This is a genomic window from Candidatus Pelagibacter communis, assembly GCF_001180165.1.
Classification (GTDB): Bacteria; Pseudomonadota; Alphaproteobacteria; order Pelagibacterales; family Pelagibacteraceae; genus Pelagibacter; species Pelagibacter ubique_P.
This window is the reverse complement of sequence record NZ_CVSQ01000007.1, coordinates 1-20,549: the sequence shown is the minus strand read 5'-3', so window position 1 is coordinate 20,549 and position 20,549 is coordinate 1. Positions and strand designations below refer to the sequence as shown.

The following is a 20,549-nucleotide window of genomic DNA, read 5'->3' as shown; positions in this document are numbered from 1 at the left end:
CAGACTTTGAACCGTATTTTCTTAAATTCTTATTAATATCTTTTATAATCTTATCACAATAATTAAGTGAGTCATCATAGCCTATTAAATTTATAAGTGTTGCCTTACCTTTTTTTTGATCTTTTCCTGTTTTTTTCCCAGCTTCCTTAGATTTGCTTTTCAAATCAATTAAATCATCAGCTATTTGGAATAAAAGACCAATTTTTGATCCAATATTTTCAAAAAATTTAATTTCTTGGATAGTTTTTTTCTTAATTATTGCTGGGGCCGCACAACAAAAACTAAATAACATTCCTGTTTTCTTTATTTCCATTTCTAATATTTTATTCCTTGATATTTTCTTTTTCTCATAGCTCAAATCTAGATATTGACCACCAGCTATTCCTAAATGACCTGAACATTCTGATAATTTTTTGATTAAGTTAATTTTTATCTTTTCATTTAATTTCAATTTAGGACTCGATAAAATTTCAAAAGCTAAAGTTAGTAATGAATTTCCCGCAAGAACTGCTGTGGACTCGCCAAATTTAATATGAGTTGAAGGTTTTCCTCTTCTAATATCATCATCATCCATGCAGGGTAGATCGTCATGAATAAGTGAATAAGCATGAATACATTCAACAGCTGACCCAACTATTATCAATGTTTTATAATCAATTGAAAATAATGACCCTAAGTCTATTAAAATTTTAGATCTTATTTTTTTTCCACCTGGAAATAAACCATACTTCATGGGTGACATTAACTGAGAATATTTCTGTGAATTAATATATTCTTTAAGAAATATATTTGTATCTTTGGCTATTTTACTAAGCTGTTTTTTCATTTTTTTTAGTTATCTCTTTAATCTTTTTATTCGTCTCTTCTCCAATAGATTTAAAATTTTTATGAAATTTTTTTTCAATAATATTATTTAACTTTAGAAGTTCTTGATAACTGTCAACTGAATTATTTAAATCGTTTTCCTTCTCTAGAGATTCTATAATCTTATTTGCTTTTTCTGTAAGCTCCTCAACTGAATACTGATCATAATCAAGTGGTAATATTTTATCTTTCATATAATAATTATTAATACATGAAATCTATTCAATCAAATATCAAAAAAGCAAAAAAATATTTAGATAATAATCATTGTGTTGCGGTACCAACAGAAACCGTTTATGGATTAGCGGCAAACGCTTACTCGAATACTGCAGTTAAGAAAATATTTAGTCTTAAAAAAAGACCATTAAACAATCCTCTTATTGTACATTATTACGATATTCAAAGACTTAAAGACGACTGTGATATAAATGATAATTTAGTAAAACTTTACAATAAATTTTCTCCAGGTCCGATAACTTATGTTTTGAAATTAAAAAATAAATCAAAAATATCAAAATTTGTCACTAATAATAAAAAAAGTATTGCTGTACGTTTTCCTAAACATAAATTGTTCAGAAATTTATTAAAAAATTTAAATTATCCAGTAGCTGCGCCTAGTGCAAATATATCTTCAAGATTAAGCTCAGTTAAACCATCTGATGTAAAAGAAGAATTTGGTTCAAAAATTAAATATATTTTAAATGGAGGAAAAAGTAAAATTGGAGTTGAGTCTACAATATTAAATCTTTTAGAAAAGCCCTCACTTTTAAGATATGGAGGCCTAGATACTAAAAAAATCGAAAATGTTTTAAAAAAAAAATTATTAATTAATACAAATTCAAAAAAGAAATTATCACCTGGTTTATTTCCATTACATTACTCACCCGGGATACCTTTAAGAGTCAATGTTAAAAAACCAAAAAAAGATGAGGCTTATTTATTAATTAAAAAAAGAAAATCAAAATTAAAAAACTATTATTATTTATCCAAAATGAAAAATATAGATGAAGCTGCAAAGAATTTATATTCAACTTTAAGAAAAATTAAAAAAGATGGTTTTAAAAAGATTGCAGTCGAAAAGATACCAAACAAAGGTCTTGGCAAAACAATTAATGATAGATTAAAGAGGGCCTCTAAATATTGATGACAAATTCTATTGAAGTAATAAATCTATCAAAAAAATATAAAGATAAAGTAGCAGTAACTAATATAAATTTTAAAATTAATGAAAATGAAATGATTGGTTTATTGGGACCTAATGGATGTGGAAAAACTACAACTATTGGAATGATTTTAGGATTATTAAAACCAAGTAGTGGTGAGGTTTTAATCAACGGAGAAAATATTGAAAAAAACAAAATCTCACTTCTTCACAAAATGAATTTTATTTCACCATATATTGAATTACCTAAAAAACTTAAAGTTAAACAAAATTTAATTGTTTATGGAAAATTATATAATATTCAAAATTTAAATGACCGAATAGATCACCTTGCAAATAAACTTAGATTAAAAGACCTTTTAAACAAAATTACAGGAGAACTTTCTTCTGGACAAAAAAACAGGGTAAGTCTTGCTAAAGCTTTAATAAATGATCCAACGGTACTTTTGTTGGATGAACCCACTGCTTCATTAGATCCTGAAACTGGTGATTTTATAAGATCGTTTTTAGAAGAATACAAAAAGGAAAAAAAAATATCAGTTTTGCTTGCCTCTCATAATATGGAAGAAGTAAAAAGATTATGTAGTTCTGTTTTAATGATGAAAGATGGTTTAATAGTGGATAGAGGAACTCCTGAAGAGTTAATAACAAAGTATGGAAGAAGAAATTTAGAAGAAGTATTTTTAGAAATTGCGAGAAAATAAAAATGAATTTAATGAGAATTTATGGTCTTTTTTTAAGACACTTTTATTTAATAACTAGATCATTTCCAAGAATATTAGACTTAATTTATTGGCCTTCAATTCAAATTACTCTCTGGGGATTTATTTCTAATTTTTTTGCAGCTCATAGCACTTACTACAGTGGTGCGGTAGGAGTTATTCTTTCATGTGCAATTCTTTACGATTTTTTATTTAGAACCAGTATTGGCTTTAATATGTTATTTTTGGAGGAAATTTGGAGCAGAAACTTTACAAACCTATTTATTGCTCCTATGAAAATTAGTGAGATAATTATCTCTTTAGTTTTAACAGCTTTAATTAGAGCTTTAATTGGTTTAATATCAGCAATATTGTTAACTTCTCCATTGTTTGGAATTTCATTGTTAAAACTTGGTCTTCCTTTGACTTTTCTTTTCTTAAGTTTATATTTATTTGGAATTACGCTTGGTCTACTTGTGTCAGCAGGATTATTAAGATTTGGTCCATCTTTTGAAAATATTGCATGGTCTACCATGTTTTTGTTAGCACCTTTTGGCTGTATATACTACCCGGTTGAAACACTGCCAGGAATCTTCCAATCAATCGCTTTCGCATTGCCATTAGTATATATTTTTGAGGAGACTAGAAATATTTTAGTTAATGGAACAGTCAATTATGAAAATATAATAAATGCAGTCTATCTTAATGGGTTTTATTTAATTTTATCAATATCCGTATTTTATTACTCTTTCGATAAAGCAAGAGAAAAAGGAACTTTGATAAACATGGGAGAATAAATTGGTGCGCCTGCTAGGAGTCGAACCCAGAACCTCCTGATCCGAAGTCAGGCGCTCTATCCAGTTGAGCTACAAGCGCATATAGTATTAATATTATATTTTATGGAAAAAAACATTAATTTTATAGTAAAAGAGAATGAGAAGAATTTAAGGGTTGATGTTTTAATTAACAAAAGAGAGGAATTAATTAGTAGAACTAGGATTAAAAATTTAATTTTAAAAGAAAAGTTAACACTAAATAATGAAATAATTAAAAGTCCGTCAAAAAAAGTCTCAATTGGTGATACTATAAATCTTAAGATACCAGAGCCTGAGATAGCATCCCTTAAACCTTACGAATTTAGATTAGAAATAATATACGAAGATGATGATCTATTAGTAATTAATAAACCTGCCGGAATAATCATGCATCCAGGAGCTGGAAATTATGATAAGACAATTGTTAATGCATTGATGCATTATGATAAGGATTCTTTATCAAATATAGGTGACGAGTTAAGACCTGGTATTGTTCATAGAATTGATAAAAACACATCTGGTTTAGTTGTAATTGCAAAAAACAATGAAACTCATGAAAATTTATCAAAACAATTTAGTGATCATACAATTATAAGAGAGTACCAACTTTTAATATGGGGAAAATTAAGACCCTCCTCAGGAAGAATTGAGACGTTTATAACTCGTAGTTCAAAAAATAGACAGCTTATGGAAGTTAGTAGTTCTAAAGGTAAGAAAGCTATAACAAATTATAAAACAATTGAAATTTTTGAAAATCAGAAGACACCAACCTTAAGTTTAGTTGAATGTAAATTAGAAACAGGAAGAACACATCAGATAAGAGTTCATATGAATTATAAAGGTAATAGCCTAGTTGGAGATGATAAATATAAAAAAAAATATAAAAAGTTAAAAAATATTGATTTAGATATCCAAAATTCAATTACTAAATTAAATAGACAATTTCTGCATGCAAAAACTCTAGGATTTATACATCCACGAACTAAGAAAGATATGATTTTTTCCTCACTTTTGCCACAAGATCTAAATAATATTCTAAAAATGCTTAGAAACACTTAAGAATAAATTATTGAAAATTAGGTATAATTAATTAAATAAACACCTCTATGAGCACAACAATGAGTAACAATCTGCCAACCCTTTCTAATGAAGGTGGACTATCTGCATATTTAGAGCAGATTAAAAAATTTCCGATGTTAGCTGCAGAAGAAGAATATATGCTAGCAAAAAATTGGAAAACTACTGGCGATATTAAAGCTGCAGAAAAACTAGTTACTAGTCATTTAAGATTAGTTGCAAAGATTGCTATGGGCTACAAAGGATATGGTTTGCCTATTAATGAAATGATTTCAGAGGGAAATGTAGGTCTTATGCAAGCTGTCAAGAAATTTGAACCAGAAAAAGGTTTTAGATTGGCAACTTATGCAATGTGGTGGATTAAGGCTTCTATTCAAGAATATATTTTAAGATCTTGGAGCCTTGTAAAAATTGGAACTACTACTGCTCAAAAAAAATTATTTTTTAATTTAAAGAAAATTAAAAATCAAATTTCTCCAGAAACTGAAGGAGATTTAAAAGATGAACACGTTGATCATATAGCTAATAAGCTCGATGTAAGCAAAGAAGAAGTCGTTTCTATGAATAGAAGACTTTCTGGAAAAGAGTTCTCGCTTAATGCTCAAGTTGGAGAAGATGGTGATGAATGGCAAGACTGGTTAGTTGATAAAGAACTTGATCATGATTTAAAATTTGCTCAGCACGAGGAAATGGAGCAAAGAAAAGATTTATTAAAAGACTCTATTAAAGTTCTTAACGATAGAGAAAGAGAAATTCTATACTCAAGAAGACTAAATGATGACCCGACTACACTAGAAGATTTAAGTAAAAAATATAAAATTAGCAGAGAAAGAGTTAGACAAATAGAAAATAAAGCATTTGAAAAACTTCAAAAGCATATGCTTTTATTAGCTAAATCAAAAAATCTTTTACCTGCAAATTAAACTTCAAAAGGGTTTTCAATTAAAATAGTATCATCTCTTTCTGGACTAGTAGAGATACTTGATACCTTTGCACCAATAAAATCTTCAACAGCAAAAATATATTTTTTTGCATTTTCAGGTAACGAGTCCATATTTTTGACTCCACTTGTAGAAACTTTCCAACCTGGAAAAGTTTCATAAATTGGTTTTATTTTTATTTGGTCTTCTACAGCAGCGGGTAGATAATCTAATCTTTTACCGTCAAGCTCATAAGCAACACACATTTTAATTTCATCTAATTCATCAAGTACGTCTAATTTCGTTAAAGCGATACCATCAATCCCTGAAACTTTAATAGTTTGCCTTACCAAAACACCGTCAAACCAACCACATCTTCTTTTTCTACTTGTAACAGTTCCAAATTCTTTTCCACGTGTTCCTAAAAGTTCACCGATATCATCTGTTAACTCCGTTGGAAAAGGGCCTTCTCCAACCCTTGTTGTATAAGCTTTTGTTATTCCTAGAACATAATTTATTGAGTTAGGGCCACAACCAGTTCCTGTCGCTGCGCTTGAGGCAACAGTATTAGATGAAGTTACAAAAGGATAAGTTCCATGATCTACATCAAGTAAAATACCCTGGGCTCCTTCGAACAAAATTTTCTTTTTTTGTTTTTTAAATTGATCAATCTTTAGCCAAACTGGCTGAGAGAATTCTAATATTTTGGGTGCTATTTTAAGCAAATCAGATTTAAGCTGGTCTTTTACAAAAATTTTTTTTCCTAGACCTTTTCTAATCGCATTATGGTGAACTAATACAGAGTCGAGTCTTTGATCTAAATTTTTTTCAGATCTTAGATCCATTACTCTTATAGATCTTCTTCCAACTTTATCCTCATATGCAGGTCCAATTCCACGTCTAGTAGTTCCTATTTTGCTTTTTCCTGCTGCATCCTCTCTAATCTCATCCATTTCTCTATGAAAAGGCAAAATTAAATTTGCAGACTCTGAGATAATAAGATTATTTACATTTACTTCTACGCCTTTAGATTTTATTTCCTCTATTTCCTCTAATAGAGCCCATGGATCTACAACAACTCCATTGCCAATAATTGATATTTTACCTTTTCTAACTATTCCAGATGGCAGTAATCTCAATTTGTATGTAACGCCATCAATTACTAAAGTATGGCCAGCATTGTGACCTCCTTGGAATCTTATTACTACATCGGCCTGTTCAGATAACCAATCAACAATTTTTCCTTTACCTTCGTCACCCCATTGAGATCCAACAACGACTATATTTTTCATTATTTAAATTTTCTGTCTACTTTTAAGGAAGTGAGATGGTTAATTGGGCCATGACCTTTTCCATATTTCGGGTTTGATTTAATTGCAGAATTTACATACTTAATTCCAAGCTCACAAGATTTCTTTACTGTTTTTCCACATGATAAAAAAGTTGTAACTGAGCTAGATAATGTACAACCTGTACCATGGGTATTCTTTGTTTTGTGACGCTCACTTTTGAAGATCTTTATGTCTTTTTTGTTTATTAAAATATCTATTACATTTTTATGTTTTAAATGACCACCTTTTATAAGTACATTTTTAGCTCCTAATCCTATAAGTTTATTAGCAGCAAAAATCATATCCTCTTTTGTTATAATTGTTGTTTTAGTCAATATTTCTGCCTCTGGAATATTGGGTGTAATAAGTGATACTTTTTTAATTAATTTTAATTTTAGTAATTGAATAGCTTTAGTATCTATTAGTTTAGCACCTCCTTTAGCAACCATAACTGGATCTAATACGATTTTTTTAACTTTAATTACATCCAGAGCTTTCAGTACCATTCTAATAACCTCTGAAGAATGTAGCATACCAATTTTTATTGCTTTAGGTCTTATATCTTTGCAACTGTAAACAATTTGATTAAAAATTTCTTTTGGATTAATTCCAACAATTGATTTTACACCAGTGGTATTTTGAGAAGTAACTGCTGTTATTGCTGTCATTGCATAAGAGCCTAGAGCAGTAACAGTTTTTATATCAGCTTGAATACCTGCTCCACCAGATGAATCAGATCCTGCAATAATTAAAATTTTAGAATTAGGTTTCAATTTATTTAATTTTTTTCGTAATCATGTTCACGCATTTATATAAAAGAGCTTTATTTTCACTTTCTCCCATTACTCTTATTTTAGATTCTGTTCCTGATTTTCTTACTAAAATTCTTCCATTACCTTTGATTAATTTATCTGCATTTTTTATAATTTTTTTTATATCTGTTTTTTTTATTATATTTTTATCTTTAACTTCAATATTTTCTAAAAGCTGAGGTGTTTTCTTAAATTGATCAAAAAATTCACTTGCCTTTTTTCCTTTTCTTAAAGCAAAAAGAGCTTCTAAAGCTACTAGCAAACCATCTCCTGTGGTTGCAAATTTACCTAAAATGATATGTCCCGATTGTTCACCACCTAAATTAAAATTATATTTCTGCATTTTTTCTTTAACATATCTATCTCCTACATTTGCCCTTAGAAATTTTATTCCTTTTGATTTAAAATATTTTTCTAACCCATAATTTGACATTAACGTTCCAACAACACCCCCTTTTAACATTTTTTTGTTTTTCCATCTTGTTGCTAAAGCAGCTATAATTTGATCTCCATCTATTATATTGCTTTTTTCATCACACATTATAATTCTATCAGCATCCCCATCTAAAGATATTCCAATGTGTGCTTTATATTTTTTTACAGCAGATCTTATTTTTCTTGGAAAAGTTGATCCACATTTTTTATTAATGTTTAAACCATTTGGTTTAACTCCTATTGCTATGACTTTAGCTCCTAATGATTTCAATAATTCAGGACCTGCCTTATAACCAGCACCATTTGCACAATCTATTACTATTCTTAGTCCTCTTAAATTGAACTCTTTAGTGAAATTTTTTTTTAATATTTTAATATATTTTTTTGTACCTGTTTCTAATCTTTTAACTCTTCCTAATTTTTCAGAATGTGAGAGGTTTTTTGAGATTTTTTTATCTATAAGTCCCTCAATTTTTTTTTCTATTTTATCTGATAATTTCATTCCATCAGGACCAAACAATTTTAAACCATTGTCAAAATATGGATTGTGAGAAGCGGTGATCATTATACCCATATTGGCCTTCATTTCTTTCGTTAACATAGCCAAACCATTAGTTGGTAAGGGTCCAAGAGTATAAACATGCATACCAGCTGAAGCCAAACCTGAAACAAGAGCTGGCTCAAGTGCATATCCTGACAATCTCGTATCTTTTGCAATTATTGCTGTTTGTTTTCTTTTTTTTTGAGATTTAAAGTATGTTCCGCTAGCAAGTCCAAATTTGAAGAACATATCTCCATTTATATATTTGCTATTAACTGCTCCTCTTATTCCATCTGTCCCAAAATATTTTTTTGTCATTAATTTTTGATTATCTCGTTAAAAACCTTAATACCTTGCTTAACTTCATTAACATCATGAATTCTTAAAATCTGAATTCCTTGCATTAAAAGATATATTGAAGAAGCCATGGTTCCACCGATCCTTGTTTTGCTATCATTTTTTTTTGATATATCTTTTATAAATCTTTTTCTTGAATTCCCTACTAGTATAGGAAAACCTAATGAATGAAAAATAGAAACACCTCTTAAAAGATTCATATTATGTTTCAAATTTTTTCCAAATCCAATTCCAGGATCTAAAATTATATTATTATGTTTGATACCCTTAGATCTTATTAATTTAATCTTATCTTCAAAATAATCATAAATATCTAATAATTCATTTTTATATCTCGCTTTCTTTTGCATATTTTCTGGTGTCCCAACTGAATGCTGTATTACAAATGGAATTTTATACTTTTTTAAAATATTTATTGTTTTGGGATCATAGCTTAATCCTGAAACATCATTAATAAGTTTAACTCCCATTCTTATACCATTTTCCATAATGCTGGACTTTCTTGTGTCTAAAGATATTGGTATTTTTTTTACAATTAATTTTAATATATTTTTAATCCTATTCCATTCTCTATTTTCATTTACAGGTTTAGACCCGGGTCTTGTAGATTCCCCACCAACATCTATTATAGATGCACCACTTTTGTATAAACTCATGGCATGAGTAATACCCTTATTTTTTTTATTAAATTTTCCTCCATCCGAAAAACTGTCAGGTGTAAGATTTAATACTCCCAAAATATTTGGAATTTTTTTAAAGTTTAGGTTTGAAAAATTTGTTTTTTTTGACCTAATTTTTTTTAAATCTGAATTTATTTTTATTTTTAATTCTTTTGGTAAATTTCTAATTTCATTTATTGAAATTTTTCTAATTTTTTTTCTTGTAATTATCTCAATATGGTCAAAAGATATCTCTTTAATCTGATGCAAAGGGATAGATTGTTTTTTATTTACTAAAATTTTTGATTGGTTGCCGAAGTAGAAATTACACGCTCGTGTGTAATATCTTTGCATTATTTATTAGTGAACAATTTTAGGTTTCAAGCCCATAGCACCTAAAGCTGAGTCTTGATCATCTTTTGTTTCTGGATTATCTAAAACTTTATCTTTGGGATATAAATTTTTATTGATTATATTCTCTATTTCTTCACCAGTTAATGTTTCGTATGTTATTAGAGCTTTAGCGATTTTATGTAAATCATCTATTTTTTCTGTCAGAATCTTCTTAGCTTGGTTATATCCTTCATCAACAAGTTTTCTTATTTCTTTATCAATTTTTTGAGCAACTTCCTCTGAAACAGATTGAGTTTGAGTAACGGATCTTCCTAAAAATACTTCTTCTTGATTTTCTCCATATTCTACTGGGCCCATTTCTTCACTCATACCATATTTTGTTACCATGGCTCTTGCAAGTTGTGTAGCTTGATTAATATCTGAACCACTTCCACCACCTGCACCTGTAGAAATATTGTCTTTTCCAAAAATTAGTTCTTCAGCAACTCTACCTCCAAAACAAACTGCCAATCTTGCTTTCAAATATTTTATTGAGTAACCATGTTTATCTCGCTCTGGTAAATTCATTACCATTCCAAGAGCTCTTCCTCTTGGTATAATAGTAGCTTTATGTATTGGGTCGTAGCTAGGCATATTAAACGAAACTAAAGCATGACCTCCTTCATGGTATGCTGTAAGTTTTTTCTCATCTTCAGTCATGACCATTGAACGTCTTTCAGCTCCCATCATTACCTTGTCTTTAGCTTCTTCAAATTCTAACAATGTGACTATTCTTTTGTTTTTTCTTGCTGCTAACAAAGCTGCTTCATTAACAAGATTTGCAAGATCTGCTCCTGAAAAACCCGGTGTACCTCTTGCAATTGTTCTTAAATTTACATCTGGAGCCATTTTTATTTTTTTTACATGAACTTTTAAAATTTTTTCTCTTCCAATAATATCTGGGTTTGAAACCACTACCTGTCTATCAAATCTTCCTGGTCTCAATAAAGCTGGATCAAGCACATCTGGTCTGTTTGTAGCAGCAATAATAATGACACCTTCATTTGTATCAAAACCATCCATTTCAACTAATAACTGGTTTAACGTTTGTTCTCTTTCATCATTACCCCCACCTAAACCAGCTCCTCTACTTCTTCCAACAGCATCAATTTCGTCAATAAAAATTATACATGGTGAATTTTTTTTACCTTGTTCAAACATGTCTCTAACTCTAGATGCTCCTACTCCAACAAACATCTCTACAAAATCTGAACCTGAAATAGTGAAAAATGGAACTCCTGCTTCACCTGCAATAGCTCTAGCCAATAAAGTTTTACCTGTTCCTGGAGGGCCAACAAGCAATGCTCCTCTTGGAATTTTTCCACCCAACCTACTAAATTTTTTCGGATCTTTTAAGAATTCTACTATCTCTTCTACTTCTTCTTTAGCTTCTTCTACACCGGCAACATCGTTAAACGTAACTTTACCTTTTAGTTCGTTCATCATTTTTGCTTTTGATTTACCAAAGCCCATCGCTCCACCTTTTCCACCCTGCATTTGTCTCATGAAGAAAATCCATACTGCAATTAGTAATAACATAGGAAACCATGAAAGAAGGACGCCAAATAATGAAGGCATTTTTTCCTCTAAGGGTGCTGCAGAAATACTTACGCCTTTCTCTGATAATTTTTCTATTAGATTTGGATCATTAGGAGCATATGTTGAAAAAGAATTTCCATTTGAATAAACACCATTAATGTTATTTCCTTGGATTTCAACTTTAAGAACTTCGCCGTTTTCAACTGAACTCAAAAAATCAGAAAATATTATTTGATTTCCACCTCTGATATTAGACTGGGGATTTTTAAACATGTTATAAAGACTTATAGTTAAAAAAACTATAATTCCCCACATTGCTAGATTTTTTAAATTCATGAGTTTAAAATAAGAATTATTATTAAATTAACAAGTGACAAAATATCAGTTATTTCATCAACTTTAACGCTCTTTTGATACTATAACTGAGCTATTTACCTTCTTTATTACACAGTTTCCTAGAGTGGTCATGAATGAATTATCATTTTTAATTTGATAAATTAAGTTATCAATTTTTTTTCCTCTTACTGGGTAGTATTTTTTACCAACAGCTTTTAACACTTCTGTTAGAGACCTAAAAACTATTTCTTCCGGTTGAAGAAAAAAATTTTTATTCAAAATAACAAACTTATTTATATTTAAAATTGTTGAATTGTCTTTTAAATTTTTTTCTACAAAATATTTAATTGACTCATTTGCAAATTTTAAATTTTTAATCGTTAAATTAAATTTATCATTATTCAATCCCTCTAATTCCAAGTTTTTTATAAAATTTCTAATTTTTACTCTTTTAAATTCATCATTATTATTTGAGGGATCTTCAAGATAATTTTTAAAAACTTTTTTGGTAATATATTCTAAATTTTTTTTAGAGAATTTTAATAAAGGTCTTATTAAATTAATATTTTGTAGGTTGGTTCTTTGATCAAATGACACCATACCATTTAATCCACTGCCTCTTAAAATTCTAATAAAAAAATTCTCTATTAAATCATCCTTATGATGGCCTAATAAAATATTATTTATTTTTAATTTTTTTGCCTTGATTATCATCAATGCATATCTTTTATCTCTTGCAATAGATTGAATGTTGCTTTTTGGTTTTTTTCCAACCCAAGTTAAAATCTCAAGATTAGTAGACAATTTTTTAAGAAGCAATTTTACAAATTTTGCCTCTTTTGTTGAATTATTTCTCAGTTTATGATCAACATGAAAATATTTAACTTTTAGACTTTTTTTTATCGAATAAATTTTTGATAAAAAACATAAAGCTAAACTGTCTGGTCCACCAGAGACCGCAACTATAAAATTCTCGTTTAATTTAAGATTTTTTTCAAATTTTTTATAAATTTTAGAAGTTTGTTTATCTTTTAATTTATTTAATAAAAACTTATGAGTCTTGTTTGATACATTCAAATTTTTTGGACTCATATTTTGCTTTTTGTATTACAGACTGATTTGCATTAGGATATTGTAATTCTACACCATTTATCATTTTACATCCTTGGTCTTTTTCACCAATTTGAACCATTGATACTCCAAGTTTTAATAGATTAATCGGAGCTTTTTTTCCTTTAGGATATTTTTGGTAACCCTCTAAATAAGCAGAAGCTGCATCAGTATATAATTGTCTAATTCTGAATGTTTCTGCATACCAGTATTGTGCACTACCCGCTAACTCATGATCAGGGTTAGATATAACAAATTCTCTAAAAGCTCTTTCCGCTGTACTGTAGTCTCCAACTTTTAAAAAACTCGTTGCAAATTCATATTGCTCCACAGGATTTAAATCTTGAGGAAGTATTTTTTCTTCAGATTGAAAAGTTTCTGTTACAATTGAAGCTGTAGTATCAACAGATTGAATTTGTTGAGAAGTTTCGTTTGTCTCTGTATCTTTATATGAAATTGCTCCTAAATCTTGGGGCTGAGAACTACCAGGTAAAACTTTTTGTTCATCAGTCTTTGGTTTTAAACTTAATTGGTTTTCAGTATTACCAACATTTCCAGAATTAATATTATTTTCTATGTCTTGAAATCTTATTTGGTTATCTGCTTGAATTTTTGAAACACGGGTAGATAATTTATCCAACTTGAAATTTATTTCTTCAAATTTATTAGTGAGTTCTCTAAACTGATCCTCAACCTCAGATAATTTTAATAAATGTCTAGTTAAAACATCTTCTGAATTTTGATCCAAATCTGAAACTGAACTATCATTAGTGTTATCTTTCACTTCTATAGATCCAGAATAAACTGCTCTTTCAAGAGTTTTAAGATCATTTTTTATTATTTCTAATATTTCATAAATATTATGGTTATCTGCAAAAGAAATATTAATAAAAATCAAATTTAAGATTAAAAAAAATTTTAAAATTACTAATTTAAATATGAGCATCATTCAAATTAGATTTATGATTATAAAAATGGCAAAAAAAAGACCCTAAATCCAATAAAGGTTTTAGGGTCTTAAATTTTAAATAATTAATTTGCTTTAACAGTTACCGATCTTCTGTTTTTTGACCACGCTAATGGGTTTGAACCAGAGTCAACCGGTCTCTCCTTACCATAACTTAATACCGTTATTCTGTCAGAAGATATTCCGTAAGTCATTAAATAGTCTTTAGCTGCATTTGCTCTTCTTTCACCAAGAGCCAAGTTATATTCTCTTGTTCCTCTTTCGTCAGCATGCCCTTCAAGAACCACATTTATATTTGGATTCTTTCTCAACCAAGCTGCTTGGGCTCTTAAAGTTTCTCTTGATGCAGTTGTTAATATCGATTCATTTGTTGCAAAGAAAACTCTGTCTGGAACACCATCAGCTAAATATTCAACTGTGTCTGTTCCTGTGTAAACATCACCTTGCATTTGACCTTGAATGTCTGTTGCCACTTCTTTTTTAGTTGCACATGCAGATAGCACTAGGCAAGCTGCTAATATTAAAAGTGTGTTTTTAAAAATTTTGTTTAATCTCATTAAATTGCTCCTTGCTGCTAATTTCAATTTCTTAACTTTTTCACAACTAAATAGAGGTTTCAAGTATAAAAATCAAGAAATTTAAAAAATTAATCTCTTAATTACTTAATAAAGATGACCATGATGGGTCTGAAGCATCTGTTGGTGTCTTTATTTGCCGCTCATTATAACCTGTTAAATCTATAGACCACAATTTTGCTGAAAAGCCTTCTCCTTTGGAGTCAGTTTTTGTCTCTCTATAAAATATTAATACCCTTCCATTTGGAGACCAAGATGGTGCTTCTTGATAATAATTTTCAGTTAACAACCTTTCACCACTACCATCGGTTCTCATTACGCCTATATAAAATTTTCCTTTATGTAATTTTGTAAATGCAATTAAATCTCCTCTAGGAGACCATACAGGTGTTCCATATAAACCGTTACCAAAAGAAATTCTTTTTACATCACTTCCATCATTCTTCATTACATAAATTTGCTGATAACCACTTCTGTCAGAATTAAATGTAATATATTTTCCATCAGGAGAATAAGATGGGGAGGTATCAATTGATGGATGATTGGTAATTTTTTCAACAATTCTATTTTCTAAATCCATAGTGTAAATATCTGACTTTCCATCTTTAGCAAAACTCATGATTATTTTTTTTCCGTCAGGTGAAAAACGTGGTGCAAATGTCATTCCAGGAAAATCTCCAACTACCTCTTGTGTACCAGTTTCTATATCTAATAAATAAACCCTTGGCATATTTTTAAAGTAAGACAAATATGTTACCATTTGACTTGCCGGGTTAAATCGTGGTGTTAAAACTAACTCATTCCCTAATGTCAAAAATTTATTATTAGCTCCGTCTTGATCCATGATTGCTAATTTTTTTATTCTTTGTGTCTTTGGTCCTTCTTCAGAGACATAAATTATTCTTGTATCAAAATAACCTTTTTCTCCAGTCAGCCTTTCGTAAACTTTATCAGAAATAATATGCCCTACTCTTCTCCAATTGTTAGGAACTGTGGTAAAAGCTAAAGCCATCATTTCTTTAGCGGCTAAAACGTCCCATAATCGAAACTCAACTCTTAATTTATCATCAACATAATTTACTTTGCCAGTAATTAGTGCTTGAGCTTTAATTAAATTCCAATCTTCAAATCTTGGTTTTAAATTTGCAATATCAGGAGCTTGTAAAAAAGCCTTTTTGTCTAGAGGATTAAATAGTCCCGAGGTTCTCAAATTATTCTCAACAATATTTGATATCTCAGAACCAATATTTTCTTTTTTAAGTATTTTTTCAAAACCTTTTCTAGATTCTTCATCAATTGACAAAGGGGAAACTGCTAATGGAAGTGGATTTAAATTTCCCCTAGTTATATCAACTTCTATCAAAGCATTTGCATTGATAGGTATAAATATAAGTAATAAAAGTAAAATTTTTTTTGTCATTTAAATATACTACCCTTCTAACATCTCTCTTGCATCAAAATTTAATTGTAATTCTTTCCATCTTTCATATCCAGTAGTTGGAACTCTTAATGGTTGGCATAACTTAACAGCTCTCAAAGCACTTTCTGCTAAAACCTTGTAAAATCCTTGGCCTGGTTTATTCATTCTTGCATGGTCCAAAATTTCTGTTTTTGATACTGTTCCATCAGGTTTTAATTTTAACTTTATTCTTACCAATAAATTCTCATTGTAAGGTAATCCTAATGGAATACTCCAACACCCAAATATTTGTGCCTTAAGAGCATCTTCTTCGCTTAGCGTCAGACCTGTATTTTCTACATTTCTTTCTTGATCTTGAGTAATGTCGTCATTTGTTTTTAAAACTTCTGCACTCTCTTCTTTAGATTTATCAATTAAAGCAGCAATATTATTTGGATCAAACAAATCTTTTTTTTCAAATTCTGATACCTGCTTAACTTCATCATCTACTTTTTCAGGATTTTGTTTTTTTTCCTCTTTTGTTTCAACTTTTTTTAAAGTTTTTTCTGGAAGTGGAATTGCTTCAGGTGTCTCATTCTCTATTTTTTTATTATTTTGATCAGGAGCCAGAACGGTTTTTGTTTTCGTTTTTTCTACTTTTTTTGGTGGAGCTTGTTCTGAAACAAGTTTTTTTTCTTCCTCCTTTACTTTCTCAATTATTTTTTTAGCCTTAGGTGCAAATGGAATATTAGTTTTTTCAGCTATTTGAATTAACTCAACTGATACTATTGGTGGAATATCAAGTGGTTTCTTTGCCAAAAAAGGTAAGCTCATCGCTGTAATAAAAATTAACAAAGCATGTAAAACAGAAGAAATAATCAAACTTCTATTCAATTTAATTACCTTTGTTTATACGGTTCTGAAATCAATGCTACTTTAGTAAAACCAGATCCTGATAATAATCCCATTATTTCTAGAACTCTTCCGTAATTTATAGTTTTATCACCTCTAACATAAATTCTGGTATCAGTTCTATTTTTTGAAACAGCTAAAACTTTTGCAATAATATTATCATATTCAACTTTTGCTTCTTGAATAAAAATTTCACCTTTTGCATTGATTGAAAGTGTTAGAGGTTCTGTCTCTTCTGGCAAAGAGTCTGCTGAACTTTCTGGTAAATCAACTTGAACACCAACAGTTAACAATGGTGCTGTAACCATAAAAATTATTAACAATACAAGCATTACATCCACAAAAGGAGTAACATTTATTTCACTCATTGGTTCTTTGGAAGAACGATTTAATTTAAATGCCATTTAAATAATTGTTAAAAATCTTTTTGAAAAATTTTCTAATTTTTCTGAATATTTTTTGGCATCATTATTAAATTTATTGTATGCCACTACTGCTGGTATTGCAGCTAATAGACCAAGTGCAGTTGCAAATAAAGCTTCGGCTATTCCTGGCGCAACTATCGCAAGACTTGTGTTTCTTGAAATAGCTATAGATTGAAAAGAATTCATGATTCCCCAAACAGTACCAAACAATCCAATAAATGGTGCAGTTGAGCCTACTGTTGCCAAAAAAGTAAAACCTTTTTCAATTTTTGACATTTGTTTTTCAATTCCAGCTTCTAGAGATGCACTCATTCTTTCACTAATGTTAGTTCTTGTTTTTTTTTTAAGTAATCCTTCCATTGCATCTTGAAACACAAGTGACATTGGATCTTCAAGTTTACTAGGCAAACTATTGTAAAAAGTTTCAGCAGATTTAGAATTCCAGAATTTTTCTTCAAATTCTTCTGAAGATCTAGTTATTTTTTTAAATAAACGAAACTTTTCAATAATTACAGCCCAAGAATATATTGAGCACAATATTAATATAATCATTACTGACTTAACAATTATGTCTGCTCTAAAAAATAAACTGAATAATGAAAAATCAGTATTTGTTCCTAATTCAACTGCTTTTGCTGCTATATCTGCTTCCATGCTTACTCATCACACGTAAATGTGTCATGATTTTGTCTTTATAATTTAAATTGATTATTCTTCTTTTTGATAAGTTTCGAAGAAAAAACTAGCAATTAGAATAGCATCTGCCTTGTTGTTATCTTTTTTTTTTGACAATTGTGATGAAAAATATGGAAAAATTTCAATAGCTCTTGTTCTGCTCGCATCTTTTTCTGAATTAATAAGGTTAAAATATTTTTTCCACTTAGAAGGTCTAACATAATAAACAGGTAAATGCATTGCGCTGCATATTCCTTTTAAAATACCAAAAGATTGACCAAAATTAAACATGCTAGTAACGCCTTGTCCAGGCATTGCAGAAACTTGTTCAATTACAACTTTTATGTTTTTTTTATCAAATTTGTTTATCCTTTCACTAATTTCATTAAATATTTGAGCACCATTTACTTGTCTTTTATTCTTCTTACCATCTGTCATGGTTGGCATTTCAATTACGTCTTTTATTATACCATCTTGAAAAAAACAGATTGAACCTGAGATGCCCGGATCAATTCCAATAATCATCATTAAATACCTCCTAAATTAACGTTTGAATAAACGTTCTGAACATCGTCGTCTTCCTCAAGAGTTTCTAAAAAATCTACGACATTATCTTTATTTCCTTTATTTACCTCAACACTATTTAATGGGACCCATTCAATTTCTGTAGAAATAAAATTCACAATAATTTTCTCAAGATTTTTTTTTACATTATATATTTCGTTCATTTGACACTGGACCTCATGATAATCCTCATAAGAGAAACATTCATCAGCTCCTGACTCGATCGCTAAATCTAATATTTTTTCATCAGATATCTCTTTTTTATCAATTTTTATTATACCCAATTGTTGAAAATTATGAGAAGCAGAACCTTGGGTTCCTAAGCTCCCACCACTTTTTTGAAAAATAGTTCTTATATTTGAAGCGGTCCTATTTTTGTTATCTGTTAAAGTTTCAACTATAACAGCAATCTTTTCTGGTCCAAATCCCTCGTATCTTAAATTTTCAAAATTTGCTCCTGTGGCTGCAGAAGATTTATCTATTGCTCTTTCAATATTATCTTTAGGCATATTTGCAGATCTAGCAGCCTGTACTGCAGATCTTAGTCTAGGGTTCATTGCTGGATCTTTGTCACCAAGTTTTGCTGCAACAGTAATCTCTTTAGATAATTTTGAAAATATCTTTGATCTTTGCTTATCAGCCTTACCTTTTTTATGTTTTATTCCTGCCCAATGTGAATGTCCTGCCATGATTTTTAAATATTTTTTAGTTGATCTCCGTATACATAGCTTTTGATGTCTATTGCTAAACCTGTTTTTATATCACAATCTACTATAACACCACACAAAGTAGCATCTCCATTTGCAGGAAAGTGTTTCACTGAGTTCTTTTTTAAAAACTTGTTCAAGGAGTTTTCTTTGTTCATTCCAATAACTGAATCATAGTCTCCACACATTCCTGCATCAGTTTGAAATCCTGTACCATTATTTAGTATTCTAGCATCGTTAGTGGGTATATGTGTATGAGTTCCAACTACTAATGTTGCCTTTCCATCAAAAAAATGACCTATTGCATTTTTTTCACTTGTAATTTCGGCATGAAAGTCAACTACAAGAAAATCAAAATCATCTTTCAATTTATTATCTTTTAAAAATTTTTGAGATGTTTCAAAAACATTATCACATTTTTTCATAAAAACATTTCCCATTAAATTAAGAACTCCAATTTTTATATCATTCTTTGTTTTATAAATTTTAAAACCCTTTCCTGGTGCAGGTTCAAAAAGATTTTTAGGTCTTAACAATCTTTCCTCTTTATCAATATATTCCATTATTTCTTTATGATCCCAGACATGATTACCAGTTGTGATAACATCAACACCACAATTAAAAAAATCTTTACAAATTTCTTTCGTTAGCCCCATTCCATGAGCAGCTGCATTTTCACCATTTACTATTACAAAATCGAATTTGTTTTTATCAATTTCACTTAATAAATTACTTGTTAATTTAGAACATCCTGAAGTTCCAACAACATCTCCTAAAAATAAAATTCTCATTGTATAATTTTTTTCTCGGTTATTATTAAATCAAGTTTCTTATCATATTTGTTAATAGGTATTTTTTTTACCCTCTGGTATGAAAATCCTAATCCAATTTTAAATATTTTTTTAATTTTAGATACTTTTTCTAAATAACGATCATAAAATCCTCCACCATAGCCTAATCTATTCAAATCATCATCATAAGCTACTAAAGGAACAAATATTATATCTGGGTAAATTTTCTTTCCTAAAATTGGTTCAGCGATTCCATACTTATTAATTTTTAAAGGATCTTTATTTGTCCATTCAAAAAAATCCATTTGGTTATTTTCTCTAATTATTGGTAAGGAAATATTTACCTTTTTGGTTCTTAAAAAATAAATCATATCCAAGTCATCAATCTCATGATTACAAGGGTAATACCCTCCTATGTTTTTGAAATTAATTTTATTTTTTTTTAAAAATCGATAAATTCTGTCAGTATTGAGACTAAATTT

General features: G+C 29.3%; 23 protein-coding genes and 1 tRNA gene. 5 read left to right on the top strand and 19 right to left on the bottom strand.

Annotation, left to right across the window (positions count from 1 at the left end; all coding sequences use genetic code 11):
• Both AMN88_RS00805 and AMN88_RS00800 read right to left on the bottom strand, forming a co-directional pair.
• Positions 1-826 (bottom strand): polyprenyl synthetase family protein (locus tag AMN88_RS00805; protein ID WP_075535997.1); only part of this gene is annotated, 826 nt, incomplete at its 3' end.
• Positions 810-1,058: an exonuclease VII small subunit gene (locus AMN88_RS00800; protein WP_072090936.1), complete on the bottom strand. Its 249-nt coding sequence runs from the start codon at positions 1,056-1,058 to the stop codon at positions 810-812. The genes AMN88_RS00805 and AMN88_RS00800, both read right to left, overlap by 17 nt.
• 17 nt (positions 1,059-1,075) lie before the next feature.
• Between AMN88_RS00800 and AMN88_RS00795 the strand changes: the two genes are divergently transcribed.
• From AMN88_RS00795 to AMN88_RS00785, 3 genes are read left to right on the top strand one after another with little or no spacing between them, the layout of a single operon-like run.
• Positions 1,076-2,008: an L-threonylcarbamoyladenylate synthase gene (locus AMN88_RS00795; RefSeq protein WP_075535996.1), complete on the top strand. Its 933-nt coding sequence runs from the start codon at positions 1,076-1,078 to the stop codon at positions 2,006-2,008.
• Entirely contained in the window at positions 2,008-2,730 is a 723-nt protein-coding gene (locus tag AMN88_RS00790) for an ABC transporter ATP-binding protein (protein WP_218836658.1), read from the top strand. Before AMN88_RS00795 ends, AMN88_RS00790 begins: the two co-directional genes overlap by 1 nt.
• A 2-nt stretch (positions 2,731-2,732) precedes the next feature.
• A complete protein-coding gene (locus AMN88_RS00785) occupies positions 2,733-3,524 on the top strand; it encodes an ABC transporter permease (protein WP_075535994.1) in 792 nt (263 codons plus the stop codon).
• A 2-nt stretch (positions 3,525-3,526) separates the two neighbouring features.
• Here the strand turns inward: AMN88_RS00785 and AMN88_RS00780 are convergent.
• Positions 3,527-3,603: transfer RNA gene (locus tag AMN88_RS00780), tRNA-Arg, on the bottom strand.
• A gap of 23 nt (positions 3,604-3,626) precedes the next feature.
• On the opposite strand from AMN88_RS00780, the gene AMN88_RS00775 reads away from it, so the two are divergent.
• Both AMN88_RS00775 and rpoH read left to right on the top strand, forming a co-directional pair.
• Entirely contained in the window at positions 3,627-4,601 is a 975-nt protein-coding gene (locus tag AMN88_RS00775) for an RluA family pseudouridine synthase (RefSeq protein WP_075535993.1), read from the top strand.
• Positions 4,602-4,648: 47 nt separating this feature from the next.
• On the top strand, positions 4,649-5,542 hold the full coding sequence (gene rpoH, locus AMN88_RS00770) for an RNA polymerase sigma factor RpoH (RefSeq protein ID WP_075535992.1): 894 nt from the start codon (positions 4,649-4,651) through the stop codon (positions 5,540-5,542).
• Here the strand turns inward: rpoH and AMN88_RS00765 are convergent.
• The 16 genes from AMN88_RS00765 to AMN88_RS00690 all read right to left on the bottom strand — a co-directional run.
• On the bottom strand, positions 5,539-6,831 hold the full coding sequence (locus AMN88_RS00765) for an adenylosuccinate synthase (RefSeq protein WP_075535991.1): 1,293 nt from the start codon (positions 6,829-6,831) through the stop codon (positions 5,539-5,541). The two genes, rpoH and AMN88_RS00765, sit on opposite strands and share 4 nt — an antisense overlap.
• Positions 6,831-7,643 (bottom strand): bifunctional hydroxymethylpyrimidine kinase/phosphomethylpyrimidine kinase, encoded by an 813-nt coding sequence (thiD, locus tag AMN88_RS00760; protein WP_075535990.1) that lies wholly within the window; start codon positions 7,641-7,643, stop codon positions 6,831-6,833. Before thiD ends, AMN88_RS00765 begins: the two co-directional genes overlap by 1 nt.
• Before the next feature lies 1 nt (position 7,644).
• The gene (gene glmM, locus AMN88_RS00755) at positions 7,645-8,976 is read right to left on the bottom strand and encodes a phosphoglucosamine mutase (protein ID WP_075535989.1); all 1,332 of its coding nucleotides are present in this window, start codon (positions 8,974-8,976) and stop codon (positions 7,645-7,647) included.
• Positions 8,976-10,028 carry a dihydropteroate synthase gene (gene folP / locus AMN88_RS00750; RefSeq protein ID WP_075535988.1) on the bottom strand — a complete coding sequence of 351 codons (1,053 nt, stop codon included), beginning with the start codon at positions 10,026-10,028 and terminating at the stop codon, positions 8,976-8,978. Before folP ends, glmM begins: the two co-directional genes overlap by 1 nt.
• 6 nt (positions 10,029-10,034) lie before the next feature.
• A complete protein-coding gene (gene ftsH, locus AMN88_RS00745; RefSeq protein WP_075535987.1) occupies positions 10,035-11,942 on the bottom strand; it encodes an ATP-dependent zinc metalloprotease FtsH in 1,908 nt (635 codons plus the stop codon).
• A gap of 63 nt (positions 11,943-12,005) precedes the next feature.
• Positions 12,006-13,034: a tRNA lysidine(34) synthetase TilS gene (gene tilS / locus AMN88_RS00740; protein WP_075535986.1), complete on the bottom strand. Its 1,029-nt coding sequence runs from the start codon at positions 13,032-13,034 to the stop codon at positions 12,006-12,008.
• Complete coding sequence (gene ybgF, locus AMN88_RS00735) at positions 12,994-14,001, bottom strand: tol-pal system protein YbgF (RefSeq protein ID WP_256997766.1); 1,008 nt, start codon at positions 13,999-14,001, stop codon at positions 12,994-12,996. Before ybgF ends, tilS begins: the two co-directional genes overlap by 41 nt.
• A gap of 83 nt (positions 14,002-14,084) precedes the next feature.
• Entirely contained in the window at positions 14,085-14,576 is a 492-nt protein-coding gene (gene pal / locus AMN88_RS00730) for a peptidoglycan-associated lipoprotein Pal (protein ID WP_102133243.1), read from the bottom strand.
• 97 nt (positions 14,577-14,673) lie between these two features.
• Positions 14,674-16,014, bottom strand: coding sequence for a Tol-Pal system beta propeller repeat protein TolB (tolB, locus tag AMN88_RS00725; RefSeq protein ID WP_075535984.1), 1,341 nt, complete (start codon positions 16,012-16,014; stop codon positions 14,674-14,676).
• A gap of 9 nt (positions 16,015-16,023) precedes the next feature.
• A complete protein-coding gene (locus AMN88_RS00720; protein WP_075535983.1) occupies positions 16,024-16,887 on the bottom strand; it encodes a cell envelope biogenesis protein TolA in 864 nt (287 codons plus the stop codon).
• Between the two features lie 5 nt (positions 16,888-16,892).
• Entirely contained in the window at positions 16,893-17,309 is a 417-nt protein-coding gene (gene tolR, locus AMN88_RS00715) for a protein TolR (RefSeq protein ID WP_075484955.1), read from the bottom strand.
• The gene (gene tolQ / locus AMN88_RS00710) at positions 17,310-17,984 is read right to left on the bottom strand and encodes a protein TolQ (RefSeq protein WP_075535982.1); all 675 of its coding nucleotides are present in this window, start codon (positions 17,982-17,984) and stop codon (positions 17,310-17,312) included. It abuts the gene before it with no gap.
• A gap of 54 nt (positions 17,985-18,038) precedes the next feature.
• Complete coding sequence (locus AMN88_RS00705) at positions 18,039-18,533, bottom strand: RuvC family protein (RefSeq protein WP_075535981.1); 495 nt, start codon at positions 18,531-18,533, stop codon at positions 18,039-18,041.
• Positions 18,533-19,258, bottom strand: coding sequence for a YebC/PmpR family DNA-binding transcriptional regulator (locus AMN88_RS00700; protein WP_075535980.1), 726 nt, complete (start codon positions 19,256-19,258; stop codon positions 18,533-18,535). Before AMN88_RS00700 ends, AMN88_RS00705 begins: the two co-directional genes overlap by 1 nt.
• A gap of 5 nt (positions 19,259-19,263) precedes the next feature.
• Positions 19,264-20,067 (bottom strand): TIGR00282 family metallophosphoesterase, encoded by an 804-nt coding sequence (locus AMN88_RS00695; protein ID WP_075535979.1) that lies wholly within the window; start codon positions 20,065-20,067, stop codon positions 19,264-19,266.
• On the bottom strand, positions 20,064-20,549 hold a 486-nt coding region (locus tag AMN88_RS00690), incomplete at its 5' end, for a 5-formyltetrahydrofolate cyclo-ligase (RefSeq protein WP_075535978.1). The genes AMN88_RS00695 and AMN88_RS00690, both read right to left, overlap by 4 nt.